The 21,083-nt window shown below is 44.7% G+C and carries 20 protein-coding genes; 16 read left to right on the forward strand and 4 right to left on the reverse strand.

Annotation, left to right across the window (positions count from 1 at the left end):
- Positions 1-277: 277 nt before the first annotated feature.
- The 10 genes from V4C51_RS13315 (at position 278) to V4C51_RS13360 (ending at position 12,087) form a co-directional block, all read left to right on the forward strand.
- The gene (locus V4C51_RS13315) at positions 278-1,471 is read left to right on the forward strand and encodes a CDP-glycerol glycerophosphotransferase family protein (protein WP_330926663.1); all 1,194 of its coding nucleotides are present in this window, start codon (positions 278-280) and stop codon (positions 1,469-1,471) included.
- Positions 1,437-2,009: a hypothetical protein gene (locus V4C51_RS13320; RefSeq protein WP_330926664.1), complete on the forward strand. Its 573-nt coding sequence runs from the start codon at positions 1,437-1,439 to the stop codon at positions 2,007-2,009. The genes V4C51_RS13315 and V4C51_RS13320 overlap by 35 nt, the downstream gene beginning before the upstream one ends.
- Before the next feature lie 4 nt (positions 2,010-2,013).
- Positions 2,014-3,456, forward strand: a complete 1,443-nt coding sequence (locus tag V4C51_RS13325; protein ID WP_330926665.1) for a lipopolysaccharide biosynthesis protein — start codon at positions 2,014-2,016, stop codon at positions 3,454-3,456.
- 1 nt (position 3,457) lies between these two features.
- Positions 3,458-4,507 (forward strand): glycosyltransferase, encoded by a 1,050-nt coding sequence (locus V4C51_RS13330; RefSeq protein WP_330926666.1) that lies wholly within the window; start codon positions 3,458-3,460, stop codon positions 4,505-4,507.
- A gap of 5 nt (positions 4,508-4,512) precedes the next feature.
- Complete coding sequence (locus V4C51_RS13335; protein ID WP_330926667.1) at positions 4,513-5,799, forward strand: VpsF family polysaccharide biosynthesis protein; 1,287 nt, start codon at positions 4,513-4,515, stop codon at positions 5,797-5,799.
- Positions 5,800-5,856: 57 nt separating this feature from the next.
- Positions 5,857-6,987 carry a glycosyltransferase family 4 protein gene (locus tag V4C51_RS13340; protein WP_330926668.1) on the forward strand — a complete coding sequence of 377 codons (1,131 nt, stop codon included), beginning with the start codon at positions 5,857-5,859 and terminating at the stop codon, positions 6,985-6,987.
- Positions 6,959-8,134 carry an aspartate-semialdehyde dehydrogenase gene (locus V4C51_RS13345; protein ID WP_330926669.1) on the forward strand — a complete coding sequence of 392 codons (1,176 nt, stop codon included), beginning with the start codon at positions 6,959-6,961 and terminating at the stop codon, positions 8,132-8,134. The genes V4C51_RS13340 and V4C51_RS13345 overlap by 29 nt, the downstream gene beginning before the upstream one ends.
- A 100-nt stretch (positions 8,135-8,234) precedes the next feature.
- Complete coding sequence (locus tag V4C51_RS13350; protein WP_330926670.1) at positions 8,235-9,458, forward strand: right-handed parallel beta-helix repeat-containing protein; 1,224 nt, start codon at positions 8,235-8,237, stop codon at positions 9,456-9,458.
- A 101-nt stretch (positions 9,459-9,559) separates the two neighbouring features.
- On the forward strand, positions 9,560-10,273 hold the full coding sequence (locus V4C51_RS13355; protein ID WP_330926671.1) for a WecB/TagA/CpsF family glycosyltransferase: 714 nt from the start codon (positions 9,560-9,562) through the stop codon (positions 10,271-10,273).
- Positions 10,274-10,716: 443 nt separating this feature from the next.
- Complete coding sequence (locus tag V4C51_RS13360; protein ID WP_330926672.1) at positions 10,717-12,087, forward strand: undecaprenyl-phosphate glucose phosphotransferase; 1,371 nt, start codon at positions 10,717-10,719, stop codon at positions 12,085-12,087.
- A 171-nt stretch (positions 12,088-12,258) separates the two neighbouring features.
- Here V4C51_RS13360 and V4C51_RS13365 read toward each other — a convergent pair whose 3' ends face one another.
- Both V4C51_RS13365 and ruvX read right to left on the reverse strand, forming a co-directional pair.
- Complete coding sequence (locus V4C51_RS13365; protein ID WP_330926673.1) at positions 12,259-12,927, reverse strand: nitroreductase; 669 nt, start codon at positions 12,925-12,927, stop codon at positions 12,259-12,261.
- A 1,037-nt stretch (positions 12,928-13,964) separates the two neighbouring features.
- A complete protein-coding gene (gene ruvX, locus V4C51_RS13370) occupies positions 13,965-14,402 on the reverse strand; it encodes a Holliday junction resolvase RuvX (protein ID WP_330926674.1) in 438 nt (145 codons plus the stop codon).
- Positions 14,403-14,776: 374 nt separating this feature from the next.
- Between ruvX and V4C51_RS13375 the strand changes: the two genes are divergently transcribed.
- From V4C51_RS13375 to V4C51_RS13385, 3 genes are all read left to right on the forward strand, one after another.
- Positions 14,777-14,920, forward strand: coding sequence for a hypothetical protein (locus V4C51_RS13375; RefSeq protein ID WP_330926675.1), 144 nt, complete (start codon positions 14,777-14,779; stop codon positions 14,918-14,920).
- Positions 14,921-14,934: 14 nt separating this feature from the next.
- Positions 14,935-15,360 (forward strand): acyl-CoA thioesterase, encoded by a 426-nt coding sequence (locus tag V4C51_RS13380; RefSeq protein ID WP_330926676.1) that lies wholly within the window; start codon positions 14,935-14,937, stop codon positions 15,358-15,360.
- A 315-nt stretch (positions 15,361-15,675) separates the two neighbouring features.
- A complete protein-coding gene (locus V4C51_RS13385) occupies positions 15,676-15,936 on the forward strand; it encodes a DUF4404 family protein (protein WP_330926677.1) in 261 nt (86 codons plus the stop codon).
- 1 nt (position 15,937) lies between these two features.
- Here V4C51_RS13385 and V4C51_RS13390 read toward each other — a convergent pair whose 3' ends face one another.
- Positions 15,938-17,473 (reverse strand): inositol polyphosphate kinase family protein, encoded by a 1,536-nt coding sequence (locus V4C51_RS13390; RefSeq protein WP_330926678.1) that lies wholly within the window; start codon positions 17,471-17,473, stop codon positions 15,938-15,940.
- A gap of 374 nt (positions 17,474-17,847) precedes the next feature.
- On the opposite strand from V4C51_RS13390, the gene serA reads away from it, so the two are divergent.
- The 3 genes from serA (at position 17,848) to V4C51_RS13405 (ending at position 20,389) form a co-directional block, all read left to right on the forward strand.
- Complete coding sequence (gene serA / locus V4C51_RS13395) at positions 17,848-19,077, forward strand: phosphoglycerate dehydrogenase (RefSeq protein WP_330926679.1); 1,230 nt, start codon at positions 17,848-17,850, stop codon at positions 19,075-19,077.
- Positions 19,078-19,315: 238 nt separating this feature from the next.
- A complete protein-coding gene (nagB, locus tag V4C51_RS13400; RefSeq protein ID WP_330926680.1) occupies positions 19,316-20,119 on the forward strand; it encodes a glucosamine-6-phosphate deaminase in 804 nt (267 codons plus the stop codon).
- A 138-nt stretch (positions 20,120-20,257) separates the two neighbouring features.
- Positions 20,258-20,389, forward strand: a complete 132-nt coding sequence (locus tag V4C51_RS13405) for a hypothetical protein (RefSeq protein ID WP_330926681.1) — start codon at positions 20,258-20,260, stop codon at positions 20,387-20,389.
- Here the strand turns inward: V4C51_RS13405 and V4C51_RS13410 are convergent.
- Entirely contained in the window at positions 20,386-20,802 is a 417-nt protein-coding gene (locus tag V4C51_RS13410; RefSeq protein WP_330926682.1) for an Acb2/Tad1 domain-containing protein, read from the reverse strand. The genes V4C51_RS13405 and V4C51_RS13410 overlap by 4 nt on opposite strands.
- Positions 20,803-21,083: the final 281 nt, after the last annotated feature.

The raw sequence follows: 21,083 nt of genomic DNA on the forward strand, positions 1-21,083 counted from the left end.
AGTTTATGATAAATAGCATGCCTCGCAAGGTTCTTGGTGGATTAACACCGCTTGAGGTCTACACTGGGAAGTCTGTTGCACTTATTGCTTGAATCCAGCCCTATCATCGATACTAAAAAAAATTATCCGTTCTGAAAATGCGCGTGTCCGTATACGTGAAAAACTAGCCCCCCTTATTAAACGAGGGCTTTATCAGCAAGTTCGCCTTACACGCAAGAAGATAGAAAGCAGGGTTCAGAAAAAATATGCGCAAGGTAACACCCTAACGGTATGTTTTATGGTGTCTAATCGGTGTATATGGAAGCTGGATAACACCTTCAAATTACTCCTTGAACATAAGCGGTTCAACCCGATTATTGCCGTGGTTCCCTATACCTATTATGGGGAGACAGTAATGAAAAAGGAAATGACCAATACGACGGCCTTTTTCACTGAAAAAGGCTACCCAACGGTGAGTTCCTTTGACGAAGGGCGCTGGTTAGATATTCGGGAAACCCTACAGCCAGATATTGTCTTTTTTACTAACCCCCACGCAAAAACCCGACCGGAATATGAGATAAAGTCGTTCCTCGACACGTTAACGGTTTATGTTCCCTATCATCACCAATTTTGCACTCATCACGGATTACAGTTGGATGAGCTGTTTCATAATGTGACATGGAAAAACTTCTATGTGCATCCGATCATCAAAACCATTACATCCGAAGCCGTCATGAATAAAGGGCGTAATGTGGTGATCACAGGATTTCCTGGCACAGAGCTATTTTATGATAAAGGCTACCGGCCAAAAGATGTCTGGAAAATAAAAGACCGACGACTAAAACGAGTTATTCTTGCCGTTCATCATACGGTAAAAGACGATGATGGTATGGCATTGTCAACCTTTGTTGAGCACGCCCAGTCTTATCAGCAATTAGCTATTGACTACAAAGACAGGTTACAAATTGCCTTTAAGCCACACCCTATATTAAAGAACAAATTGTATGAGCACCCTCAGTGGGGGAAAGTAAGAACCGATGCTTATTTTACTTTTTGGGCGGAGCAGGAAAACACTCAGCTTGAAGAGTCTGCGTATGAAGATTTGTGCCTGACTTCCGATGGCATGATTCATGACTGTGGGTCGTTTATTCTGGAATATTTGTACCTTAATAAACCCGTATTGTATACAGGTCGTGCCGGTGTGCGGGAGCGACTGAATTCTTTGGCTCAAATGGCCTATGATGCCCACTCGAAACTCGAAGCGCAGCCGTTTAGTGCTGTGAAGGCTTTTGTTGATAAGGTTGTCATTCAAGGGAATGACCCCATGGAACAACAGCGAAAGCAGTTCAGAGATGCGCACTTATTACCGGCTGACGGTATTATCCCCTCACAAAAAATAGTGGACTACCTGACAAATACGTTGTCTGTGAACGTTTCAGAAAAAGAAGGGAAGGCTTATGATCACAGAAAAAAGCGAGCAAACAATGGTTGAATGGGGTTGTGTACACGGACGATTTCAGCCGTTTCATAATGAACACCTTGAGTATGTATTGGCGGCAAAAAAGAAGTGCCGCTATCTGCTTGTGGGCATTACCCGGTATGACCATCAACCCTGCCAGTTAGGTGACTCGCATCGGGGGACTATTGCTGCAAATCCCTTTAATTACAGGGAGCGCTCATTGATGATTAAAGAAGCTCTACTTGGTGCGGGGCTTCAGTATGGGGAGTTTGATATTACTCCCTTCCCCATTGATAATACTGAGAGCCTGAGTGCATTTATTCCGAAGTTCTTTGTTTGTTATACGACAATCCGTGAGCCTTGGAATATAGAGAAAGTTCATATCCTAAAGGATGAGGGATATAACGTTGATGTGTTATGGGATAAGTGCGGTGAAAAAAAAATATCAGGTACTTTTATCCGGCAATTGATTCGCCAAGATAACCCCCACTGGAAATCATTGGTGCCAGCAGAGACCATTGCCAGAATAGAAGCCGCTGTGCAGGCAAATCCCAAACTGTGGCTTGACTGATTCAATGCCTTCATCGTTAAAATCAGCCGCGATATCGGGTGTCTTCTGGAGCTTTATTGACCGCTTTATCAACCAGCTGGTGCAGTTTGTTGTTGTTATTATTTTGGCAAGGCTGCTAACTCCAGAGGACTTCGGTCTGGTGGGTATGCTGACAGTATTTATGCTGCTGGCCAATACTCTGGTCGATAGTGGTTTATCCCATGCTCTGATTCAACGCCAGCACCGTACGGAAACTGATTTTTCCACTGCCTTTTGCAGTCATTGTCTATTGGCGCTGACGCTCTACGGCGTGTTGTATCTTTCAGCACCCGCTATTGCCCATTTTTATCATGAGCCTGAGCTTGTCGGGTTATCTCGCCTGCTTTTTTTAGGGTTATTGATCAATGCACTGACAATGGTACATGATGCACGGCTCATCATTGCCTTAAATTTCAAGGCCAAAGCGCAGCTGAATTTTTTTGCTGTACTGATAAGCGGCGGCGTTGGCATTATCAGTGCTTATCAGGGTGAAGGCTATTGGAGTCTGGTTTATCAGGCAATCACCCGTTCTGTCTGCTATCTGGTATTTATTTATGGCTGTTTTTGGTGGAAGCCAACAGCAAAACCCTCCCTGGCATCTTTGAATAGTCTATTGGGCTACGGCTCACGTTTAATGCTCGCAGGGCTTCTTTCTGTCTTTTCCGGGAATTTGGCAGCGCTTCTCATTGGCCGCTACTTTAGCGCGCAAACGCTAGGGTATTATACACAGGGAAAAAAATATCCCGAGTTATTATCCATAACGATTACTACGATTTTGCAACGTGTGACCTTCCCGGTACTCTCTCAGATGCAAGATGATACTGACAGGCTACTTTCTGTGTACAGCCGAATTCTGAGAATGACAGCGTTTGTTACGATACCTGTAATGACAGGTTTTGCCATAACAGCAGAATCTTTTGTGGTATTGTTGTTAACGGAAAAATGGCTGCCTGTGGTGGGAGTGATTCAGGGATTGTGTGTTGCCATGATGATAACACCGTTAAATGCGGTGAATCTTAGTTTGTTAACAGCGTCAGGAAGATCAGACCTGCTCCTGAAGCTTGACCTTGTTAAAGCCCCTTTTTCCATTGCCATTACTGCCGTGACAGTCCCCTATGGATTAACCGCTATTGTTGCGGGCCAGTGCTTTTTAAAAATCATCTCATTTTTACTTAATGCTTATTATCCAGGTAAGTTCTATAACTACGGTCTTTGGCACCAGCTGAAAGCCATGGTACCTGTGTTAACAGCTGTACTGATTATGCATTTAGCAATCGGGATGCTTCCAACGTTGACGATTGCCGTTGACTACCTATTAACAATCACCGTGGGCGTGATGACTTACTTGTTTGCAGCATATGTTCTGAAGATAGACGAATTTTTTGAAATACTGCATATCATAAAAATACGACTTATTAACAAGGTATAATGTGAAAAAAATTATTCATGTTGTTATGTCTTTGGGGACAGGCGGTATTGAAAATATGGTGGTAGATATTGCAAATACCCAGAGCCGTTATCATTGTGTTGTCTTGGTGGTGGTCAACAATGTTATTGATGAAAATGTGCGGGATCGGCTGCTTTCATCGGTTCAATTAATTAAACTCAACAGACAACCAAAAAGCCTGTCACCCTTTTTTTTATTTGACTTCTATCGTGTTATATTAAAACGCTTCCCTGATCAACTGCACGTCCACCATAAGGATATACTGAAACTATTGCCCTTCTCTTTTCTCAGGAAAAAAATAAAGATTGTTCATACGGTCCATGATACAGGGATAACATATAAAAGAGAGCTGGGTTACGCTAACACGGTATGTGCTATTTCATGTAGTGTTAAAACTGATCTGAAAAGACGGCAAGGTATAAATGCTAAGGTTATCTATAACGGTATTGATCATTGTTTAATCCCTGTAAAGCAATGCTATAAACGACAAGGACTATTGAAAATAGTACAGATTGGACGGTTGCTTCATGAGAAAAAAGGGCAAGATATTTTAATTGATGCATTACACACCCTTCATAAAAAAAAAGGTAAGTTGAATTTCACCCTGGATATTATTGGTGCTGGAAACTCTGAAAAATACCTTATGGATCAGGTGACAGCCTATAACCTGGAAGGTTATGTTCATTTCAACAGCCTTTTGTCCAGGAACTCTGTGTATGAAAGACTTCATCAGTGGGATATCCTGATTCAGCCTTCTCGGTATGAAGGTTTTGGCCTGACAGTTGCCGAAGCAATGTCAGCGGGTGTGCCGGTGATTGTTTCTGATAAAGAAGGGCCAATGGAAATTATTCGTCACGGAAAATACGGTGAATTCTTTGCCAGTGGCAATGCGGAACATCTCGCGCAATGCATAGAGAGCTTGCAGAAAAGTTATTACTGTGGCGATATTCAACATAAAGCCGTAATAGCAAGGAAGTATGTGAGCACTCACTTTGCTATTGAGAAAACTGCTGAACAGTACGCACTGTTGTAACGTGTATGAATGACTCAACCCCTGAGGCTTATCTTCATCGTATCAAACACGAGATTCCGGGAACAGAAATACGTTATAAGTGTTTCCGAAATACGGTTTTTGCCATTTACCTTTTGGCATTTTTTCTTGGCTCTTATGTGCTTGAAAGCGTGGGAATTCCCTATACTTCAGACGGTGGAAGTATCGTTTTCAAAATTCATGTGTATAGTTTGTTGATACTAGCCACTGTTGGTATACAGGGCCTTCGACGAGGCATTGGCTTCTTTTTTATTTCCCCTGTCCCTGGGTTAGGGTATGCGCCTCTTTTGTTTTTACTCGGCGCTATCTGGGTGGCTGTCTATGGTATTATGAAAGGCGGTACCGCTGGTATGGCTTATATTGTCGATACCATGCTTACACCGGTATTGGCTCTCTTCCTTTTACCTTGTTTAAGAAAAGAAGATCAGTGCCGACTGGCAAAAATGATTGCCTGCTTAATCGTCTTTAACTCAATGGTGTCCATCGTTGAAAGTTTGGGGAAATTTTATCTTGTTAATACGACGCATGTCTGGATTGGTCGCTCTTCAGCTTTCATGGCACACCCTTTAAATAACGGATTAATATTGCTGGTGTGTTTTCCGTTGTTTATTGAATGCTTCAAAGGGCAAAACCGCCTGATTGTAGCACTTGTCTGTATTGTTGGTATGCTCGGATTTGGTGCCAGAGCATCAACGGCTTTATTGGTGCTCCCTGTTCTTCTTTTTTTTAGCAGGGAGGGAGGTAAATTTCTTGTAGCACGAAGTCTTTGTCGCAAAGACACGTTTCTTATTGTTTATTTTGGCTTTTTAATAAGTATTCCATGCCTGTTTTTTCTGGTGGATAATACCGGGATTGGTAACCGTTTTTTCGACAGCGTAGGGTCTGGAAAAGTAGATGTCAGTGCCCAGACGAGGCTGGATGTATACAATATCTTCTTTTATCTTACCTTTGATGAGTGGCTTAATGGTGCTACACCAGAGTTGATGCTGATGATCCCGGATATTATCAATAACGAAATTGTTGAAAATTTCTGGATAGGCTGGTTATTGCAGTTTGGTTTGATAGGGATGTTGCCTATGGGTCTGGCTTTATTATACGTTAATAGTCGTATGCTTATCAGAGGTCATTTTTTGGTTAAGATATCAGCTCTTGTTTTTTTCTTGGGTTCTTATACGAATAACTCGTTGATGGCTAAAACCCCGTTACTGCTTTTTTATTTTTCTTTGGTGTCCTTGTACTTTTTAAACAGACAAAAGACACCACCTGATTGTTGAGAGCAAAAGTTAAATAAAAAGATCAATAATAATATCAATAAAAAGACGAATAAAAAGATGAATATCTTGGTGGTTAGCGTACATCCTAAGAGCCGGGGCGGTATTAGCTCTGTTGTTATTATGCAGTCCAAAGCCCTTAACAATAAAGTGACACTGTTTCATCTGTCACCGTCAAGTTCTGAAGATAAAACACGCTGGAGAAAAATGATCCGATGGCTAAAAGCCATTATACAGTTCCCCTTTCTGTTACTACCAAATTCTATTGACCTTGTACATGTGCATGGTTCGGCTGCCGGTAGTTTTCCCAGAAAAATCCCATTCATGTTATTGAGTAAGTTGTTTCGCAAGAAAGTCATTTACCATATGCACTCTGGTGCGCCGGAGCACTATATCAACCAGCCTTCGTGGATAAAAAGTAACATTATCCAGTGTTTGCTTAATCGCTATGACGGGTTGGTGGTGTTGAGTGATCACTGGCAATCGGTATTAGCACCCTATGTCAGAATACCCATGTATTCGGTCTTTAACGCTGTTGAGCCTCGTAAATTACCTGATGCAACGTCAGTAAATAAACCTTTTACAGTGCTGATCAGTGGTGAAACCGGGTATCGAAAGGGGCACTTCACGTTACTGAAGATCGTACAACAGTTGTCATCTTACCAGAATATTGTTTTCAACGTTGCAGGGGCAGGCAAAGATTTAAAAAGACTACAAACAATCGCCAGTGTACAGGGGCTGAATGATTCCATACAGTGGTTGGGTTGGCTCAGCCCAGCACAACTCGATCAAGAGTATGCCAATGCGGATCTTTTTATTTTGCCTACCCACAGTGAGGGTATGCCCATGGCAATCCTTGAAGCGATGTTTGCGGGTTTACCTGTCCTCTCAACGCCTGTAGGCAGTATCCCGGACTGTATCGCTGAAGGTAAGAATGGATACCTGTTCGCGCCTGAGGATGTCAAAGGCTTTGCAGAGAAAATTTTAGCATTGAAAGACGACCCGGCTTTAATGAAACAACTTTCTGAGAACGCCAGGTTAACAGCGCATTCACAATTTACCCCCAAAAAATTCTCACAAAATATTCGTGCTGTTTATCAGCAGGTGCTGATAGGCAACAACCAGCAACGTTCCAAACATGACAGAAAAACTGATAATAACAATGACAAGTTACGTAAAACCGCTATCTGAAGCGTTTATAAAAGACAGACTACTGATAGCTATGCAATCTGATAATTATGCCGGTTACGATCCCTTTGACGGATTAAATAGTAAATTGTTTACCACGTTAAAGCTGGATAAAGTGCCTTTCTTTCGGCTGGTCTGGTTACAGTTGCATAAGCGTTTACCCATTAACCTGCGCCCTTTGGTTGACGTGCCAAAAGAAAGAAACCCAAAGGGTATTGCACTGGTTATTTTAGGATTGATCGAGGAATACAGGCATACCAAAGCACCCTATTATCTGACCGAAGCCATTCAATTAGGCGACTGGTTACTGAAAAAAACCTCTGACAAACAGCAGTGGCAGCACCATTGTTGGGGGTACAATTTTCCCTGGCAGGCCAGAGCTTTTTATGTGCCTGCCGGAAAACCTAATATTATTACCACCTGCTATGTAGCCAGAGCACTGTTTGATTTGGCTGATGTCTCGGGTGATCTCCGTTATCAGGGTGCAGCTATTGATGCAGGGCGATTTATTGGTTCCTTGTTCAGACAACAAAATGGGCGGGAGTATTTTGTTTATATTCCGGGCGAAACCACTTTTATTCATAATGCCAGCCTGTGGGGGGCTGCTGTAGCCAGTCAGGCTGGTGCAGTATCAGCTGACAGGGAGTTGCTGGATAAAGCGCGTCGTGCGGTGAAACAGTCAGCCAAAGAGCAGGCAACTGATGGCAGTTGGGTCTATGGAGAGCGGACTCACCACCAGTTTATTGACAGCTTTCATACAGGCTACAATCTCGAAGCCATCTGGTGGTACCAGCAACATACGCGGGAGCGGCAATTTGATGGGATGCTCAGAAAAGGGCTGGCCTATTATAAGGCGCACTTTTTCCTGGAAGATGGCACGCCTAAGTATTATAACAATGCCGTTTATCCGGTGGATATGCATTGTGTGGCCCAAAGTGTCTTTACCCTGATGCGTGTTGGTGGGACTGAGGAAGATCGTCAGTTGGTTAAGAAGGTACTGGACTGGTCGATAAAGCATATGTTTATGCTAAGAAAAAACACTTTTCGTTACCAAAAGACCAGCAAAACGGTTAATAACGTTTGTTATCTTCGCTGGACGCAAGCCTGGATGTACTATGCGCTGAGCTATCAGTGTAATACCATGGCATAGTTCTATAGAGAGAAGAGGTTGGCTGCACTTAGCTCATATTGCACATATTAATCAGGGATAGATTATGTTGCACCGCTGCCTTCTTCTATGGGGTCGTCCGTTGTCTATTATCCTCATCGGGTTGATTAATTCTGTTGCTATTGGTGATGAAATAACTCCTCAGCATTTCGGTGCCATTACGGACGATGGTGTTGACGACAGTTATGCCGTACAGAAGGCGATTACAGCGTTGAAAGCGGGAGACTCTCTGTTTTTTCCGGCGGGCAGGTACGATATTGCAAAACAACTCTATGCAGTGGCTATGGATAATAATCGCTTTTATGGTGAAATGGGCAGTCAGCTGGTAAAAATGGATTCGTTTGCCGGAGAATATTTGCTTCAGATTAGATACAGCCGCAATATTACCATTGATCACTTGAGCTTTCAGGGGCTAACCTCAGATTCTAAGGCTATGGTGTGGGGCGAACAGGGTGTATTTTTAGGCAGTACTCGTGATGCCAGGATAGAAGACAATATATTTCGGGATTTTGGTGATGCCTGCCTGAGAGTAACCACTGCCGACGAGCCGCCAAAAGGGGTTTACTCTTTTGATGCGGTGATTGAAAAAAATCAGTTTCTTAATTGTAATCAGGTCACGACCACGCAAGTGAATGAGTCCTATGGGGCCACACAAAACATTACTTTTCAATGGAATTATTTTGATGGCCTGAAAGGCTCATTAAAACTCTGTTCCAGGCAACCCGTATCAGGGGGGGTTATCCGAAATAACCTGATGCTCAATAATAAGAAGCATGCGATAGAAGTCTGTTCATACAGTGATGTCCTGATTGAGGGTAATTACATAAAAAATACCCAAGGCTATGCCATCAATTACTATGAGAATAGAAACTTTCACTGGAATGACCACACAATTCGTAACAATGTGATTGAAGACAGTGAATACGGTCTGGGGTTTTGGGCTGTTATGCCCGGCTCAACCTATGGTCCTGTCAGCAATACGCGGATTTTGGGCAATTGCTTTGCCAATATTCGTGGAGGGGACTCGCCAAAAAGTGTTATTCGCCTGACGAGCAAAGAGCCTGATGTGTCGTATAGGGGCGTTAACGTTGAGGGCAACCAGTTCTATAACGTCAGACCACAGACATTGGTTTCCATAGCGAATTCTGCAACGGATGTTTTTCAGTCTGAAAACAGAGAAGTGAATAGTGACTGCGTGCCTTGGGGCATTAGTTACTTAGGAACAACTAAACAGTGGTTAAGATACCGTAATCATTCTTTTTACCCTTTATTCTGGCAGTCATCGGTAAATGGACTCTCCCGATAATCCCCCTGCTCAGAAAAAATAATCAAGACCTTATCTGGCTAATCCCCTTTCTATCTATGAAAAAAATTACTTTTCTTGGCTGTACTATGCATGCTGTGACCATGGCTGACACGTTGACTATCATCAAACAGCGGATACAACAAAAAACGTTCACCCAGCATGTTGTCGTAAACGTGGCAAAACTTATCAATGTACAAAAAGATGATCGGCTTAAACAGTCGGTTGAATCCTGTGACTTGATTAATATTGATGGTATGGGCGTGGTCTGGGGAGCGCGTTTTCTTGGTTATGATATTCCAGAACGGGTAGCCGGCGTGGACTTATTCTATCATCTGTTGAAAATGGCCGAGCAGGAAAATTTCTCTGTTTTTTTATTGGGAGGAACACAAGAGGTTATCAAAAAAACGACAGAAACAGTTAAAAAAAAACACCCTTCTCTCAATGTGGTGGGTTCACACCATGGCTATTTTTGGGATGATGAAGCGTCAATAGTTGAGAAAATAAAAGCTTCCGGCGCACAACTATTATTTGTCGCCATTACCAGCCCGAAGAAAGAAAACTTTATTGACCAGTGGCAGGAAGCGCTAGGAGTCGATTTTGTGATGGGAGTGGGAGGCACCTTCGATGTTGTCGCAGGTAAAGTGAGCAGAGCGCCCCTTTGGATGCAGCAATGGGGATTAGAGTGGCTATACCGCGTCCTTCAGGAACCAGGCCGAATGTGGAAACGGTACTTGGTCACTAATACATTATTTGCGACATTAATAGTAACTGAGCGCCTGCGACAACGACCATGGAAAACCCGGTGCCGACGATGAATAATCCCTGTATATCGCTTGCGATAGCGTGGCAGATGGGGGAACCAAATAGAAATTGACAGATCAGTATTTGCCGAATAGACTCGGCAAAAACGCTAGGAGCCTGTCGGGCTTAAGCTTTCGAGCGTGAAATTCAGTAGGGCGAGTCAGATTTTTCGATGGGTTTGTGCGAATAGTTGACCTATTTAAGCAAATTCATCGGAAAATATGGTCGCTCTTTCTGGATTTCAGGCCGAAATTGCCTTAAGTCCGACAGGCTCCTGGCACGATGCCAACATTGAAGGGCTGAAAAACTCACCAGCACTTTGATGTCAATAATAAATATAAGACCGTTGGTTGCCGCCGGCTTTTCTCTGACAGACCAAAGCCATGACTCTTAAGCCATTTAAGAGAAGGTTCTACTTTTGCCTGGAGAAGCTGTGGCCTAAAAAAAGAAAAAGACCATGCCAGCATCAAGTAATAGTTCACAGTCAACGATCCTTATACTCTGTCAGGTGGTGTTTGATATTGCCCTGGCCTGTGCCGGTGCAGCCGTAGCAGAGTATGTCCGTTTTCAAACCATTTTACACACCCTCTCCCTGGTGGTGATGATTCAGGCGCTGCTGGCAGTGCTCTTCTCGATCTTTACCGGTGTTTATCTTTCATGGCGTGGCAGATCTCTGGTTGAACAGGTCGGTAAGGTGGCTCTGGCATGGACGCTGTCGTTTGCTGCACTGATTGCGTTTATGGCGATAACGAAAACAACCGGTATATATTCCCGTATCTGGATGGGCGTGTGGTTCCTCAGTGCCGTCTTTTTAACCATTACCTTACGGTTGTTACTCTACTCGTTTCTGATGAGAATCCGCTCAAAGGGCCGCAATAGTAAGAAAGTCATGGTCATTGGCAATGGTGAGGAGTTTGAGGCGCTGAAACAGGAGTTTGCCGCAGGCAATCCCTATGGTTACAAGATTAGCGCGGTGATTCACCACAAGGCTATCGCGCCAACCACCAGGAAAGTGGAAAAGGTGCTTGTCCAGGGTATAAAGTTTGATGAGTGCTGGATTTGCCTGCCGTTAACAAGCAGTGACCTGATTAAACCGCTGTTAGTCAGTCTGCGTCACACAACCCTGGATATTCGGTATATGCCGGGACTTCAGGATATGCCCCTGCTAAACCATAAAGTGACCACCATTGGCGGGTTTAATGCCCTCGATATCAGCTGCACGCCTATGGATTCTGGCAATATGGTGATCAAGCGCCTGGAAGATCTGCTGATTGGCAGTGCCATCTTTGTGTTAATTTCCCCTGTGTTTGTACTGGTTGCCCTGGCTGTGAAGCTCTCTTCACCGGGCCCGGTCTTTTTCAAACAAAAACGACACGGTGCCAACGGTGAACCCATTGAGATTTATAAATTCAGAAGTATGAGAGTTCATCAGGAAAGTCAGGGGCAGGTGAAACAAGCGACAAAAAATGACCCCAGAGTGACAAAGTTGGGTGCTTTTATCCGAAGAACAAGTTTAGATGAGTTGCCACAGTTTATTAATGTGATCCAGGGGCGTATGTCTATTGTAGGGCCAAGACCTCACGCATTGGCGCACAATGAGTACTATAAGAACCTCGTGCAGTCTTATATGAAGCGCCATAAAGTCAAACCGGGCATCACCGGCCTCGCACAAGTTCGGGGTTTCAGAGGTGAGACAGATACTCTGGATAAGATGCGGCGCCGGGTCGAGTGTGACCTTGAGTATATTAACGGCTGGTCCCTTTGGCAGGATATAAAAATTATCGCGGGAACAGCCTTCAAGGGCTTTGTCAATCCCAATGCGTACTAGTGCAAACAAGCGTTAATAGACATACAACCATCACTTTGGTCACTCCCGCGAAGGCGGGAGTTCATTTTCTGGTAGATTCCCGCTTTCGCGGGAATGACGACTGTATGGGTATTAGCGCTTAACAGCACTAGTCCATCACTTCAATGGGATTGCCCTTTATAGCCTCAGTTGTTACTGGAAGAACGTTGTAAAGTTTTCAACTGTTTCCCGAGGAGTACGGTAAGTATTGATAATGGCTGCTTTATCTTCATAGCCGATAGCCATGCCACATACCAGTATTTTATCATCACTGTATCCAAGGGATTTTTTAACGATAGCAGGGTATTGCCCCAGAGCGCCCTGGGCACAGGTGGCGAGTCCATGATCATGGGCTGCAAGCATGATGTTTTGTAGAAACATGCCGCAGTCCAGCCATGAGCCTTTCTTTAGCTTTTTATCCAGAAAAAAATACAAGGCAACCGGGGCATCGAAGGCTTTGTAATTTTTTCCCCACTGAATTCGCCGCTGAACAACATCTTTCCGGGTGATTCCCAGTATTTCATACAGCAGCTTGCCGCAGGTTCGACGGCGGCTGAGATAAGGTTCTCCCATATCTTCGGGATAATACTGGTATTCCATTTCACCTTTGACGCCCTGATTAAACGCATCAAACATTTGTTGGTCAAGAGACTGTTTCTTTTGACCACTAACGACCGCAACCTGCCATGGCTGGGTATTGGTCCCTGAGGGAGCAAAGCGGGCTGTATCAAGTATTTGGGTAATAGTACCTGTGGAAACAGGCTTATTGAGGAAAGCGCGGGTAGACTTGCGCTGTCTGATTACATGGGAAATCGTCGTCATAGCGTTTCATTGTTTCTTTGACTGGCGAAGGATAAACGAAAGAGGGGGTGTGGAGAAGGGGTAATTGTTAAAATAAGAAACAAGCAGATGGGTTTGCAGCCTGTGCAGTTAATAGCTTTATATCTTCCCTGCAACCCTGGTTCTTTGCTGCTTAAGCAGTCTTCTTGTTTGAACCGTGGTGTCCCTGTTGGTAGCGATGCTGCAAAAATTCACACTGTAAACCCATCTGCTTGTAGTCGACCCCTTATTGTTACAGGTCGAACCCCATCAGCCCTGTTGTTTTTATGATGAGCTGTTTTTTTATTTTGTTTTTTTTATTTTTGCTTAATCTGTTACAAACATTGTGCCAGTTTGGGGGCTATGTCTCTGCAGGCCCATGAATACGTACTTTCCGAAATGGTGGTTGTATAATTATCAGCCGATAAGTTGCTTTGCTTTGTTACCTGTACCAGGTATTTGGGTAAAGGGGCTGAACTTATGTAACACTGACACTCATTCAGTCAGACGCGAGGTTGAGGGAGCAGATTTCTCACCGGTCATATTTCAAACAGATTGATAACACATTACGCCTTAACGGTTTTAATGGGGTACGACGTGTCAGGTTTGTCCCTTTGAAATGCGTTGTCAGCTTTCTGGTAACGCTATGAACCTCTTCCAGAGGTTCTGAGCTGAAGGGTTTTCAGCCATTATAACAAAGCCTGAACTTGCAGGTCTTGACTAGGAGCCTGTCGGACTTAAGACAATCTCGGCCTAAAATTCAGAAAGTGCGAGAAAGTGCGGTCAGAATTTTATGCTCGAAAGCATAAGTCCGACAGGCTCCTGGGATTATTCGCTTTTTCAGGTTTTTTTGTTCTACGATCAGAGACTTGGGCGATCATTCTCTGATAGCGGGTTTCCAAAGCGGAGGATAAGCAGGGCTGATTCTTTTTACTTTCAACATACGACCTTGTTCATCAATGTGGCAAATCAGCCGCCATTCTATTGTCGAAATAAGCAGCGATGTGTAGGTATTGAGTGCTATACAATACTGACGGTATTCAAACAAATAACGACGCATTCTCAGGGTGATTCAGCCAACTCTCCAAAATGATCTGTGCCGCCATTCCATCCACTGGTTTGGATTTATAATGCCTGTGATGACCGAGGCGATCAGCCCACTCTTTTGCTTCAAACGACGATAACCGCTCGTCAGCTTCATAAAAAGGCAGGTTAAAACGACCATGAAGGCGTTTGCCAAATTTACGCGCCCGACGGGACATTTCTGACTCAGTACCGTCCATATTGAGCGGGATACCCACCACAACGGCATCGGGTTCCCACTCCTCTATCACCGCAGTGACCACATGCCAGTCGGGGATACCATTTTTTGCCTTGACAGAAGGCAGAGCCGTCGCTGATCGGGTAATCACCTGCCCAACAGCGATACCAATATTGATTGTGCCAAAATCAAAGCCAAGGAGTGTTCGTATTGCCATAGCAGCATTTAAAAAGTCAGGATTTTAGACCCTATCAACACAAATATGCAAATCCAGCAAACGCCGGGGCGCCTGTTTATCATATAACGCCTCATGCCTGCCATGGCTTGAACTGATAAAGGGGTACGAGGACATAGTGCCATTAGTAGTTCAGTTTATGAAGCATCCGATTTAAGTTAATTGGTCTATGTGCATCTGGCTTTTGCTTTACAAAGCACGACAGAGAGCGAGTATAATCGAATACAGGCTATTAAAACCTGGTGCCAGTAACCTGCTGAACTTAACATTGATAACAATAGACAGTCTTGGGCAGATTATCTCCCCTTATGATGCGCTGACCGGTGTTGCTCATTGCCGGACTGGTATGGCTGTTAATGGGTATTGATCTTGTCTGGTTAGGCATAATGATTGCTTTAAATTTACAAACAACAATGACAAGCTGTATGGATAAAAACTCTGTAGAGTTGACAGAAAAAGGAAAAGTCGGAGTGACGGAATACGACTTTTCAGGAAAATAAAACAGGGAGTAAGTATGAATATTAACCCCATTGCCTGTGAGCCTGCACTGGACCTTATCCCAACGCCTCAGGGGGAGTTGACGCTAAAGGTTATGGCAGATCGTTTTTCAGTGAATAGTAATGGCGATGTTTTCGGTGGTTGGGTAGCGCTGCACATGGATCAGGCGGGGGAGCTGGCAGCACGTAAAACCGCGGGTGTCAGCCGTGTGGTGGCTGTGAGTATTGGTGCCATGAATTTTTTACGCCCGGTCAAAACTGGTGATATTGTTGCGTTTTACAGTCAGGCCATGTCGGTTGGTAGTAGTTCAATTACTGTTGACGTTGAAGCCTGGATTGAGACAGAGTCCCTAATGAATAAGCTGACAGAGTCCAGCTTGGTATTTGTGGCAATAGACAGCAGTGGTCGTGCGAAGACTGTTAACAATACACTAAAATATTAAATTGAAAGGTGGCAGGCAATGTCACCTTTATTGCGTTATATACACGAGTTCCAAAAGTGATTGTTGGACGACAAATATAGTTTATATGCTTTGTAGAGTTTATGGGCATGCTTCGCGCTGTTTGAGTCACCATCAACCACTTTATCAACAGAGAGTTTGTTTATGTCGCCACTGATCCATCAATGCCAGTATTTCATACAGTGCCACTGTTATATGGGTTAACCTCATAGCCGTGATCATTGAGTAGCGCTATTCTATAGGAAGATTCTCAAGGAAGTGCGAGTGTTTAATTGTCCTCGTTGAAAGGGTGTTGTTATGGCAGAAGAAGTTCGCCTGCGTATTCAGGATTTGCATGATATGTTAAAGGATCAGCCAGTGGATGAGTGCACGGCTGGGTCACTGAAACAAATCACTGAAGATATTCAGCTGGCCCTCGCACAGGCTGAAGGGGATATTCCTGTTCAGCGTTATAACGAGCGTCTTGAACAGGAGGCTATTCGGTTTAGTTATGATCACCCTGCGTTATCGCAGGCAATAAAACAGATTATTACGTCACTCGGAAGCATGGGAGTCTAGTTCAGCTTTTCGGTGTTGGGCTGTTAAGGGCCATTTCAATGGTTTTTATTTCTTTTTGCAGGCTTTCTATGCCCACAATAAATCGGTCTTGCACCTTCTTAAAATACTGTGAGCCTTCTCTTTTGTGTACGGGATGTGCAAGATCGATCAGTTTGACCATTGTGTTCGCAGGATTTTTGTCATCAATGACGATCAGAATGCTACTCCCTATAAAGCAAATATCAGATGTTGACATCGTTTGACGAATTTCTTTTAATTTGTCGTTTATTTTCTGAAAATTTTTCTCACGCTTTTTTTCAGGAAGTGTAAGTAGGACTTCAAGGTTTTTTTCTGTAGACCTGCTCAGTAACAGGTTAGACATTGCCAGTTTGTTTTCTTTAAGCTTGGCGCCCTCTAGCCGGAAGTGACGCCATCTGGAGCCTGTGAACCAGTCGATACTTTTGTGGCGTATTTTTTTTAAGGCAGCGTTCATAGCCGGCTGGGACTCTTTCGTTTGCCTGGCAGACGCCGTAGCACTGCCAATTTTAATGTCCAGCTCCCGTTTATTTTCCTGTTTGATGTTACCGCCAACCCTCTCCATAGCAATGACCTGATATCCCGGCTTATTCATACCCAGGCGCTGGCGAACGGCTCGTTTTTCAGCGCCCGATAGCTGAGACTCAAGCCTGTGTTTGGGGATAATATTGTCCAAACCATATTTTTTGCGATTAATATATACATCTGCCTCATTATTTAACGTCAGTTTACCTATTACAGAGGAGCCTAAAAATATGAATGAATCTGCGTGCCCTGCAGCACCTACACTGCCATCAGGTTTTGCATCTGATACCGACAGGCTTGGTTGCGGTCGTGCTTTTGGGGAAGGTGATGATGGCAATGGAGGAAGCGGTCTTGTCGGCAGGTTACGGGTTGCTGTTTGATGTTTTGTTATCCCCGTGGTAGCAGACTCGGAATGTAAAGGCTTCGCTATAGTTTTGGCTGGGGAAAGGGAAGGTTTCTTGGCCGGAGTTCGCCCCTGAGATGTTTTCGGGGTATCTCTGGCAGGTAATGGTGGCAGGGGGCGCCAGTCTTTTTTGGGTATACGCGCTTTTTTTCTATCAGACGATACCGCAGGAAAGGACGCGCTGCGGGTAAGAACAGACCTTCCTGTCTTATTGTTAAATAGGGGGTCAATAGGAATACGGGGGGTTGCGGGTACAGCAGTAATAGTTTTAGCAAGTTCGGCTTTGGTGACAGAACCTTTAGCTTGAGCAGGAGAGGGGCTTGTATTTCTTCTCCAGGACAATGGCAGTGCGGGACTGTAAGTGGTTTTCGCTGCTGCCCTCATATACTGTGTTGGTTTGATTGGGAGGGGGATTGTCTGTGTCAGCCGCCTGGCAAGCGTCGTCTCAATACTCTGGGTTGACGGGGTGGTCGGGTGCATCCAGCTATAGGGAGGAACTACCGTCATTACTCTGTTAAAAGCATATCCAGCGGCTCCATTGCTAGTATTTGGCTGAGACGCAACGGTCATTTGCAGCCGATTAAGTGTATTCATACTGAATTTTTATATTATAGTAGAGAGCCTGTAACAGCTTATCGGCTAATGAGTAAACTTCCTTTGGGGCTGTCGGAAAAAAACGGCTACCTCCATGACCTGTTAACCTTTAGCCGTTGCCGCCTTGCGCTTTCATGCCTGGGAGCCTGTCAGGCTTAAGCTTTCGAGCATGAAATTCAGTAGAGCGAGTCAGATTTTTCGATGGATCTGTGCGAATAGTTGACCTATTTAAGCAAATTCATCGGAAAATATGGCCGCTCTTTCTGGATTTCAGGCCGAAATTGCCTTAAGTCCGACAGGCTACTGGTGTTAAAAGAAGGCCCAAAAGGCGTTGGAAACGATAATCACAAAGTGTCATAACCTGAGTTAGCTCTATGCCTGCAACGTCCCTGGATAAAAGCAAGATTCCTTTTCTCCTGCTGGAGGGCATTCACCCTTCGGCGGTAGAATCCCTTGAAGCTGCCGGTTACGCCAATATTGACTACGTCAGTAAGTCGGTGTCCAACGACGAGTTGAAAAAGCGTGTTGCTAATGCTCGTTTTATCGGTATTCGCTCCCGCACACAATTGACTGATGACGTCTTTGAAGCGGCCAAAAAGCTGGTGGCTGTTGGTTGTTTCTGCATTGGTACCAATCAGGTCAACCTTGACAGCGCAACCCGCAGGGGAATACCCGTCTTCAACGCACCTTATTCCAATACGCGCTCCGTGGCTGAGCTGGTGCTTGCTGAAGCCATTATGCTGCTCCGTGGAATTCCTGAGAAAAATGCGGTAGCTCACCGGGGAGGCTGGAAGAAGTCTGCCATGGATTCCTATGAAATCCGTGGCAAAAAGCTGGGTATTGTTGGCTATGGTAATATCGGTAGTCAGCTGAGCATTCTGGCTGAATCCATGGGGATGGAGGTTTATTTCTATGACATTGCTACCAAGCTTTCCATGGGGAATGCCAGACAAGTGAGTCATTTGCATGACTTGCTGGCACTGGTGGATGTTGTCAGTCTGCATGTGCCGGAAACACCGGCAACACAGTGGATGTTTGGCGCTAACGAGCTGGCAGCAATGAAAAAGCACGCTGTGTTAATTAATGCGTCTCGCGGGACGGTAGTGGATATCAGCGCGCTGGCAGACGCATTAAAACAAGCTAAGCTGCTTGGCGCCGCCATTGACGTGTTCCCGGAGGAGCCACGCTCCAATAATGAAGAGTTTATGAGTGTGCTCAGGGGGTTGGACAATGTGATTTTGACTCCCCATATTGGCGGCAGCACGCAGGAGGCACAGGAAAATATTGGTCGTGAAGTGACCGAAAAAATGGTGCTTTACAGCGATAATGGAACGACATTGTCGTCAGTAAACTTCCCTCAGGTAGCACTACCAGCATACCTTGGAAAGCATCGCTTATTACACATTCATAAAAATATTCCAGGTGTACTCGGTGCTATTAACCAGGTGTTCTCAGAAAATAACATCAATATTAGCGGGCAGTACCTGCAAACCAATGAGCTGGTGGGTTACGTGGTGATGGATGTAGACTCTTCACACAGTGATATGGCACTGGAGAAACTGCGGAAAATAGAGGGGACTATTCGTTGCCGGGTACTGTACTGATCTAAGAAGCAGTCTTAAAAGTCATGCTCCTACTGCGCGGCTACGATAAATGGGTCTAAAAAGCCGCTTTTGTTCGTCAAATAGTCCCGCTATTCTCCTCACAAAAGCGACTTTTTATCTGCCATTTCTCGCAGTCCTCGCTACGGGCAGACTTTTAAGACTGCTTCTTAGCTATATTGTGATTGTGAGATAACTGACAAACTTTCCATAAATTGATTGAATTCATAGAGGCTCTTCTATGCGACTGATTCCGTTAAACAGTAAAGCCGATGTTGGTCAGTGGTCCGCTCGCTATATTACAGAAAAAATCAAGGCGTTTTCCCCCACACAGGACAGACCATTTGTTCTCGGACTGCCAACAGGAAGTACACCATTGGCAACTTATAAAACATTAATTGCTCTGTACCAGTCAGGAGAAGTGAGTTTTGAACATGTAGTGACGTTTAATATGGACGAATATGTTGGTATTCCTGCTGAGAGTTCCCAGTCATATCGCAGCTTTATGTACAACCACTTATTTGATCATATTGATATTCGCCCTGAGAACATTAACTTGCTTGATGGTAATGCTCCAGATCTGGAGCATGAGTGCAATCGCTATGAGCAGAAAATGGCTGAACTTGGTGGTGTTGACCTGTTTATGGGGGGCGTAGGTCATGATGGGCACATTGCTTTTAACGAGCCGGGTTCTTCCCTGTCTTCAAAAACGCGGATAAAAACACTCACAGATAAAACCCGTCAGGCAAATTCCCGGTTTTTTGATAATGATATACAGCAAGTACCCAAGTGCGCGTTAACGATTGGCGTGGCAACATTAATGGCCGCGAAAGAGGTGATGATTCTGGTGACAGGGCAGGATAAAGCGCTGGCACTCAAGGCCGCTGTTGAAGGTTCTGTCAATCACCTGTGGACGGTATCGGCACTGCAAATGCACCCAAAAGCCATAATGGTTTGCGATGACGTTGCGACGATGGAGTTGCGTGTTAAGACTCTCCGGTATTTTTCTGAAATAGAATCAGATGCCCATCTTAATTTATTGTGAAAGGATGGTCAGGGTTGTGGTTTCAGCCCTGAGATTCAGGAAAAATAATACGAGAGAAGTCGTGGGACAGGCTCCTAGCATGCCTGATTTCGATTACAGACTTCTCTTTTGGCTTCTGAAAGTCTCAGGAAGTAACTAATGCTGTTAAGCGCTAATACCTATACGGTCGTCATTCCCGCGAAGGCGGGAATCTACCAGAAAATGGACTCCCGCCTTCGCAGGAGTGACCAAAGTGATGGTTGTATGTCTATTAACGCTTGTTTGCGCTAGAATGATTCAGGATTGGCAATCGAGCGTACTGCCGCCATGAGACCCTGCTGAAGATTGGTCTTGGCGATGGCTAACCATCGCTTATCAGTGGAATTGATTGCTTCAAGCCGACTAATCATTGCTTGCAGCAACTCACCCATATGCTTGACTGAGTTAATTTGCTTGATCTGTTCATCCGAAAGATCACTGTAGCCTATTATTTTCCGATGCTGTTGAAGATCATCCTTTTTATCGGTAGGTGTTGCTTCCATATTGCAATTGACGGTATATCCACCCTGATTATATTTTGTATTGACCGCGCCAGTGTTCCACTGTGTCTGGGCCGGTGGACTATCGGCCAGTGACAGGCTCGTTGACATGGATGCTATCAAGATGGCACGACACATTACATGATGAATCTGTAATACCTTCATGGAGTAACCCCTGATAAATTGGACTGTTTTCTGATGGGATTGAGACCAATGACCCATGGATTAGTTTAATCTATGGCTACAGAAACGCTAATTCAGGTGGCGAGTGAACAGCACCAACGCGACACAACCCTAGCGTTAAAGCTTTGCGATGTTTGCGGTGGCCAATTCCACCAGGCTCCTAACCCGGATATTTCATAAACATGCTCCTGGCCTTGCTTGCTCCTTGCGGCTCTAAGGGAGTTTTGCTCAGTCGACCGTACTCCCCGGTACGGCGCTCCTTC

Source organism: Candidatus Sororendozoicomonas aggregata, assembly GCF_031528575.1.
GTDB lineage: Bacteria > Pseudomonadota > Gammaproteobacteria > Pseudomonadales > Endozoicomonadaceae > Endonucleibacter > Endonucleibacter aggregata.

Coding starts and splice junctions, on each gene's coding strand:
- V4C51_RS13325 (WP_330926665.1), top strand. CDS start 2,014: ATGCCTTCATCGTTAAAATCAGCCGCGATATCGGGTGTCTTCTGGAGC.
- serA (WP_330926679.1), top strand. CDS start 17,848: ATGCCTGCAACGTCCCTGGATAAAAGCAAGATTCCTTTTCTCCTGCTG.
- V4C51_RS13335 (WP_330926667.1), top strand. CDS start 4,513: ATGAATGACTCAACCCCTGAGGCTTATCTTCATCGTATCAAACACGAG.
- nagB (WP_330926680.1), top strand. CDS start 19,316: ATGCGACTGATTCCGTTAAACAGTAAAGCCGATGTTGGTCAGTGGTCC.
- V4C51_RS13360 (WP_330926672.1), top strand. CDS start 10,717: ATGCCAGCATCAAGTAATAGTTCACAGTCAACGATCCTTATACTCTGT.
- V4C51_RS13365 (WP_330926673.1), bottom strand. CDS start 12,927: ATGACGACGATTTCCCATGTAATCAGACAGCGCAAGTCTACCCGCGCT.
- V4C51_RS13340 (WP_330926668.1), top strand. CDS start 5,857: ATGAATATCTTGGTGGTTAGCGTACATCCTAAGAGCCGGGGCGGTATT.
- V4C51_RS13345 (WP_330926669.1), top strand. CDS start 6,959: ATGACAAGTTACGTAAAACCGCTATCTGAAGCGTTTATAAAAGACAGA.
- V4C51_RS13320 (WP_330926664.1), top strand. CDS start 1,437: ATGATCACAGAAAAAAGCGAGCAAACAATGGTTGAATGGGGTTGTGTA.
- V4C51_RS13355 (WP_330926671.1), top strand. CDS start 9,560: ATGGCTGACACGTTGACTATCATCAAACAGCGGATACAACAAAAAACG.
- V4C51_RS13390 (WP_330926678.1), bottom strand. CDS start 17,473: ATGAATACACTTAATCGGCTGCAAATGACCGTTGCGTCTCAGCCAAAT.
- V4C51_RS13375 (WP_330926675.1), top strand. CDS start 14,777: ATGGGTATTGATCTTGTCTGGTTAGGCATAATGATTGCTTTAAATTTA.
- V4C51_RS13410 (WP_330926682.1), bottom strand. CDS start 20,802: ATGAAGGTATTACAGATTCATCATGTAATGTGTCGTGCCATCTTGATA.
- V4C51_RS13405 (WP_330926681.1), top strand. CDS start 20,258: ATGCTGTTAAGCGCTAATACCTATACGGTCGTCATTCCCGCGAAGGCG.
- V4C51_RS13380 (WP_330926676.1), top strand. CDS start 14,935: ATGAATATTAACCCCATTGCCTGTGAGCCTGCACTGGACCTTATCCCA.
- V4C51_RS13315 (WP_330926663.1), top strand. CDS start 278: ATGGTGTCTAATCGGTGTATATGGAAGCTGGATAACACCTTCAAATTA.
- ruvX (WP_330926674.1), bottom strand. CDS start 14,402: ATGGCAATACGAACACTCCTTGGCTTTGATTTTGGCACAATCAATATT.
- V4C51_RS13385 (WP_330926677.1), top strand. CDS start 15,676: ATGGCAGAAGAAGTTCGCCTGCGTATTCAGGATTTGCATGATATGTTA.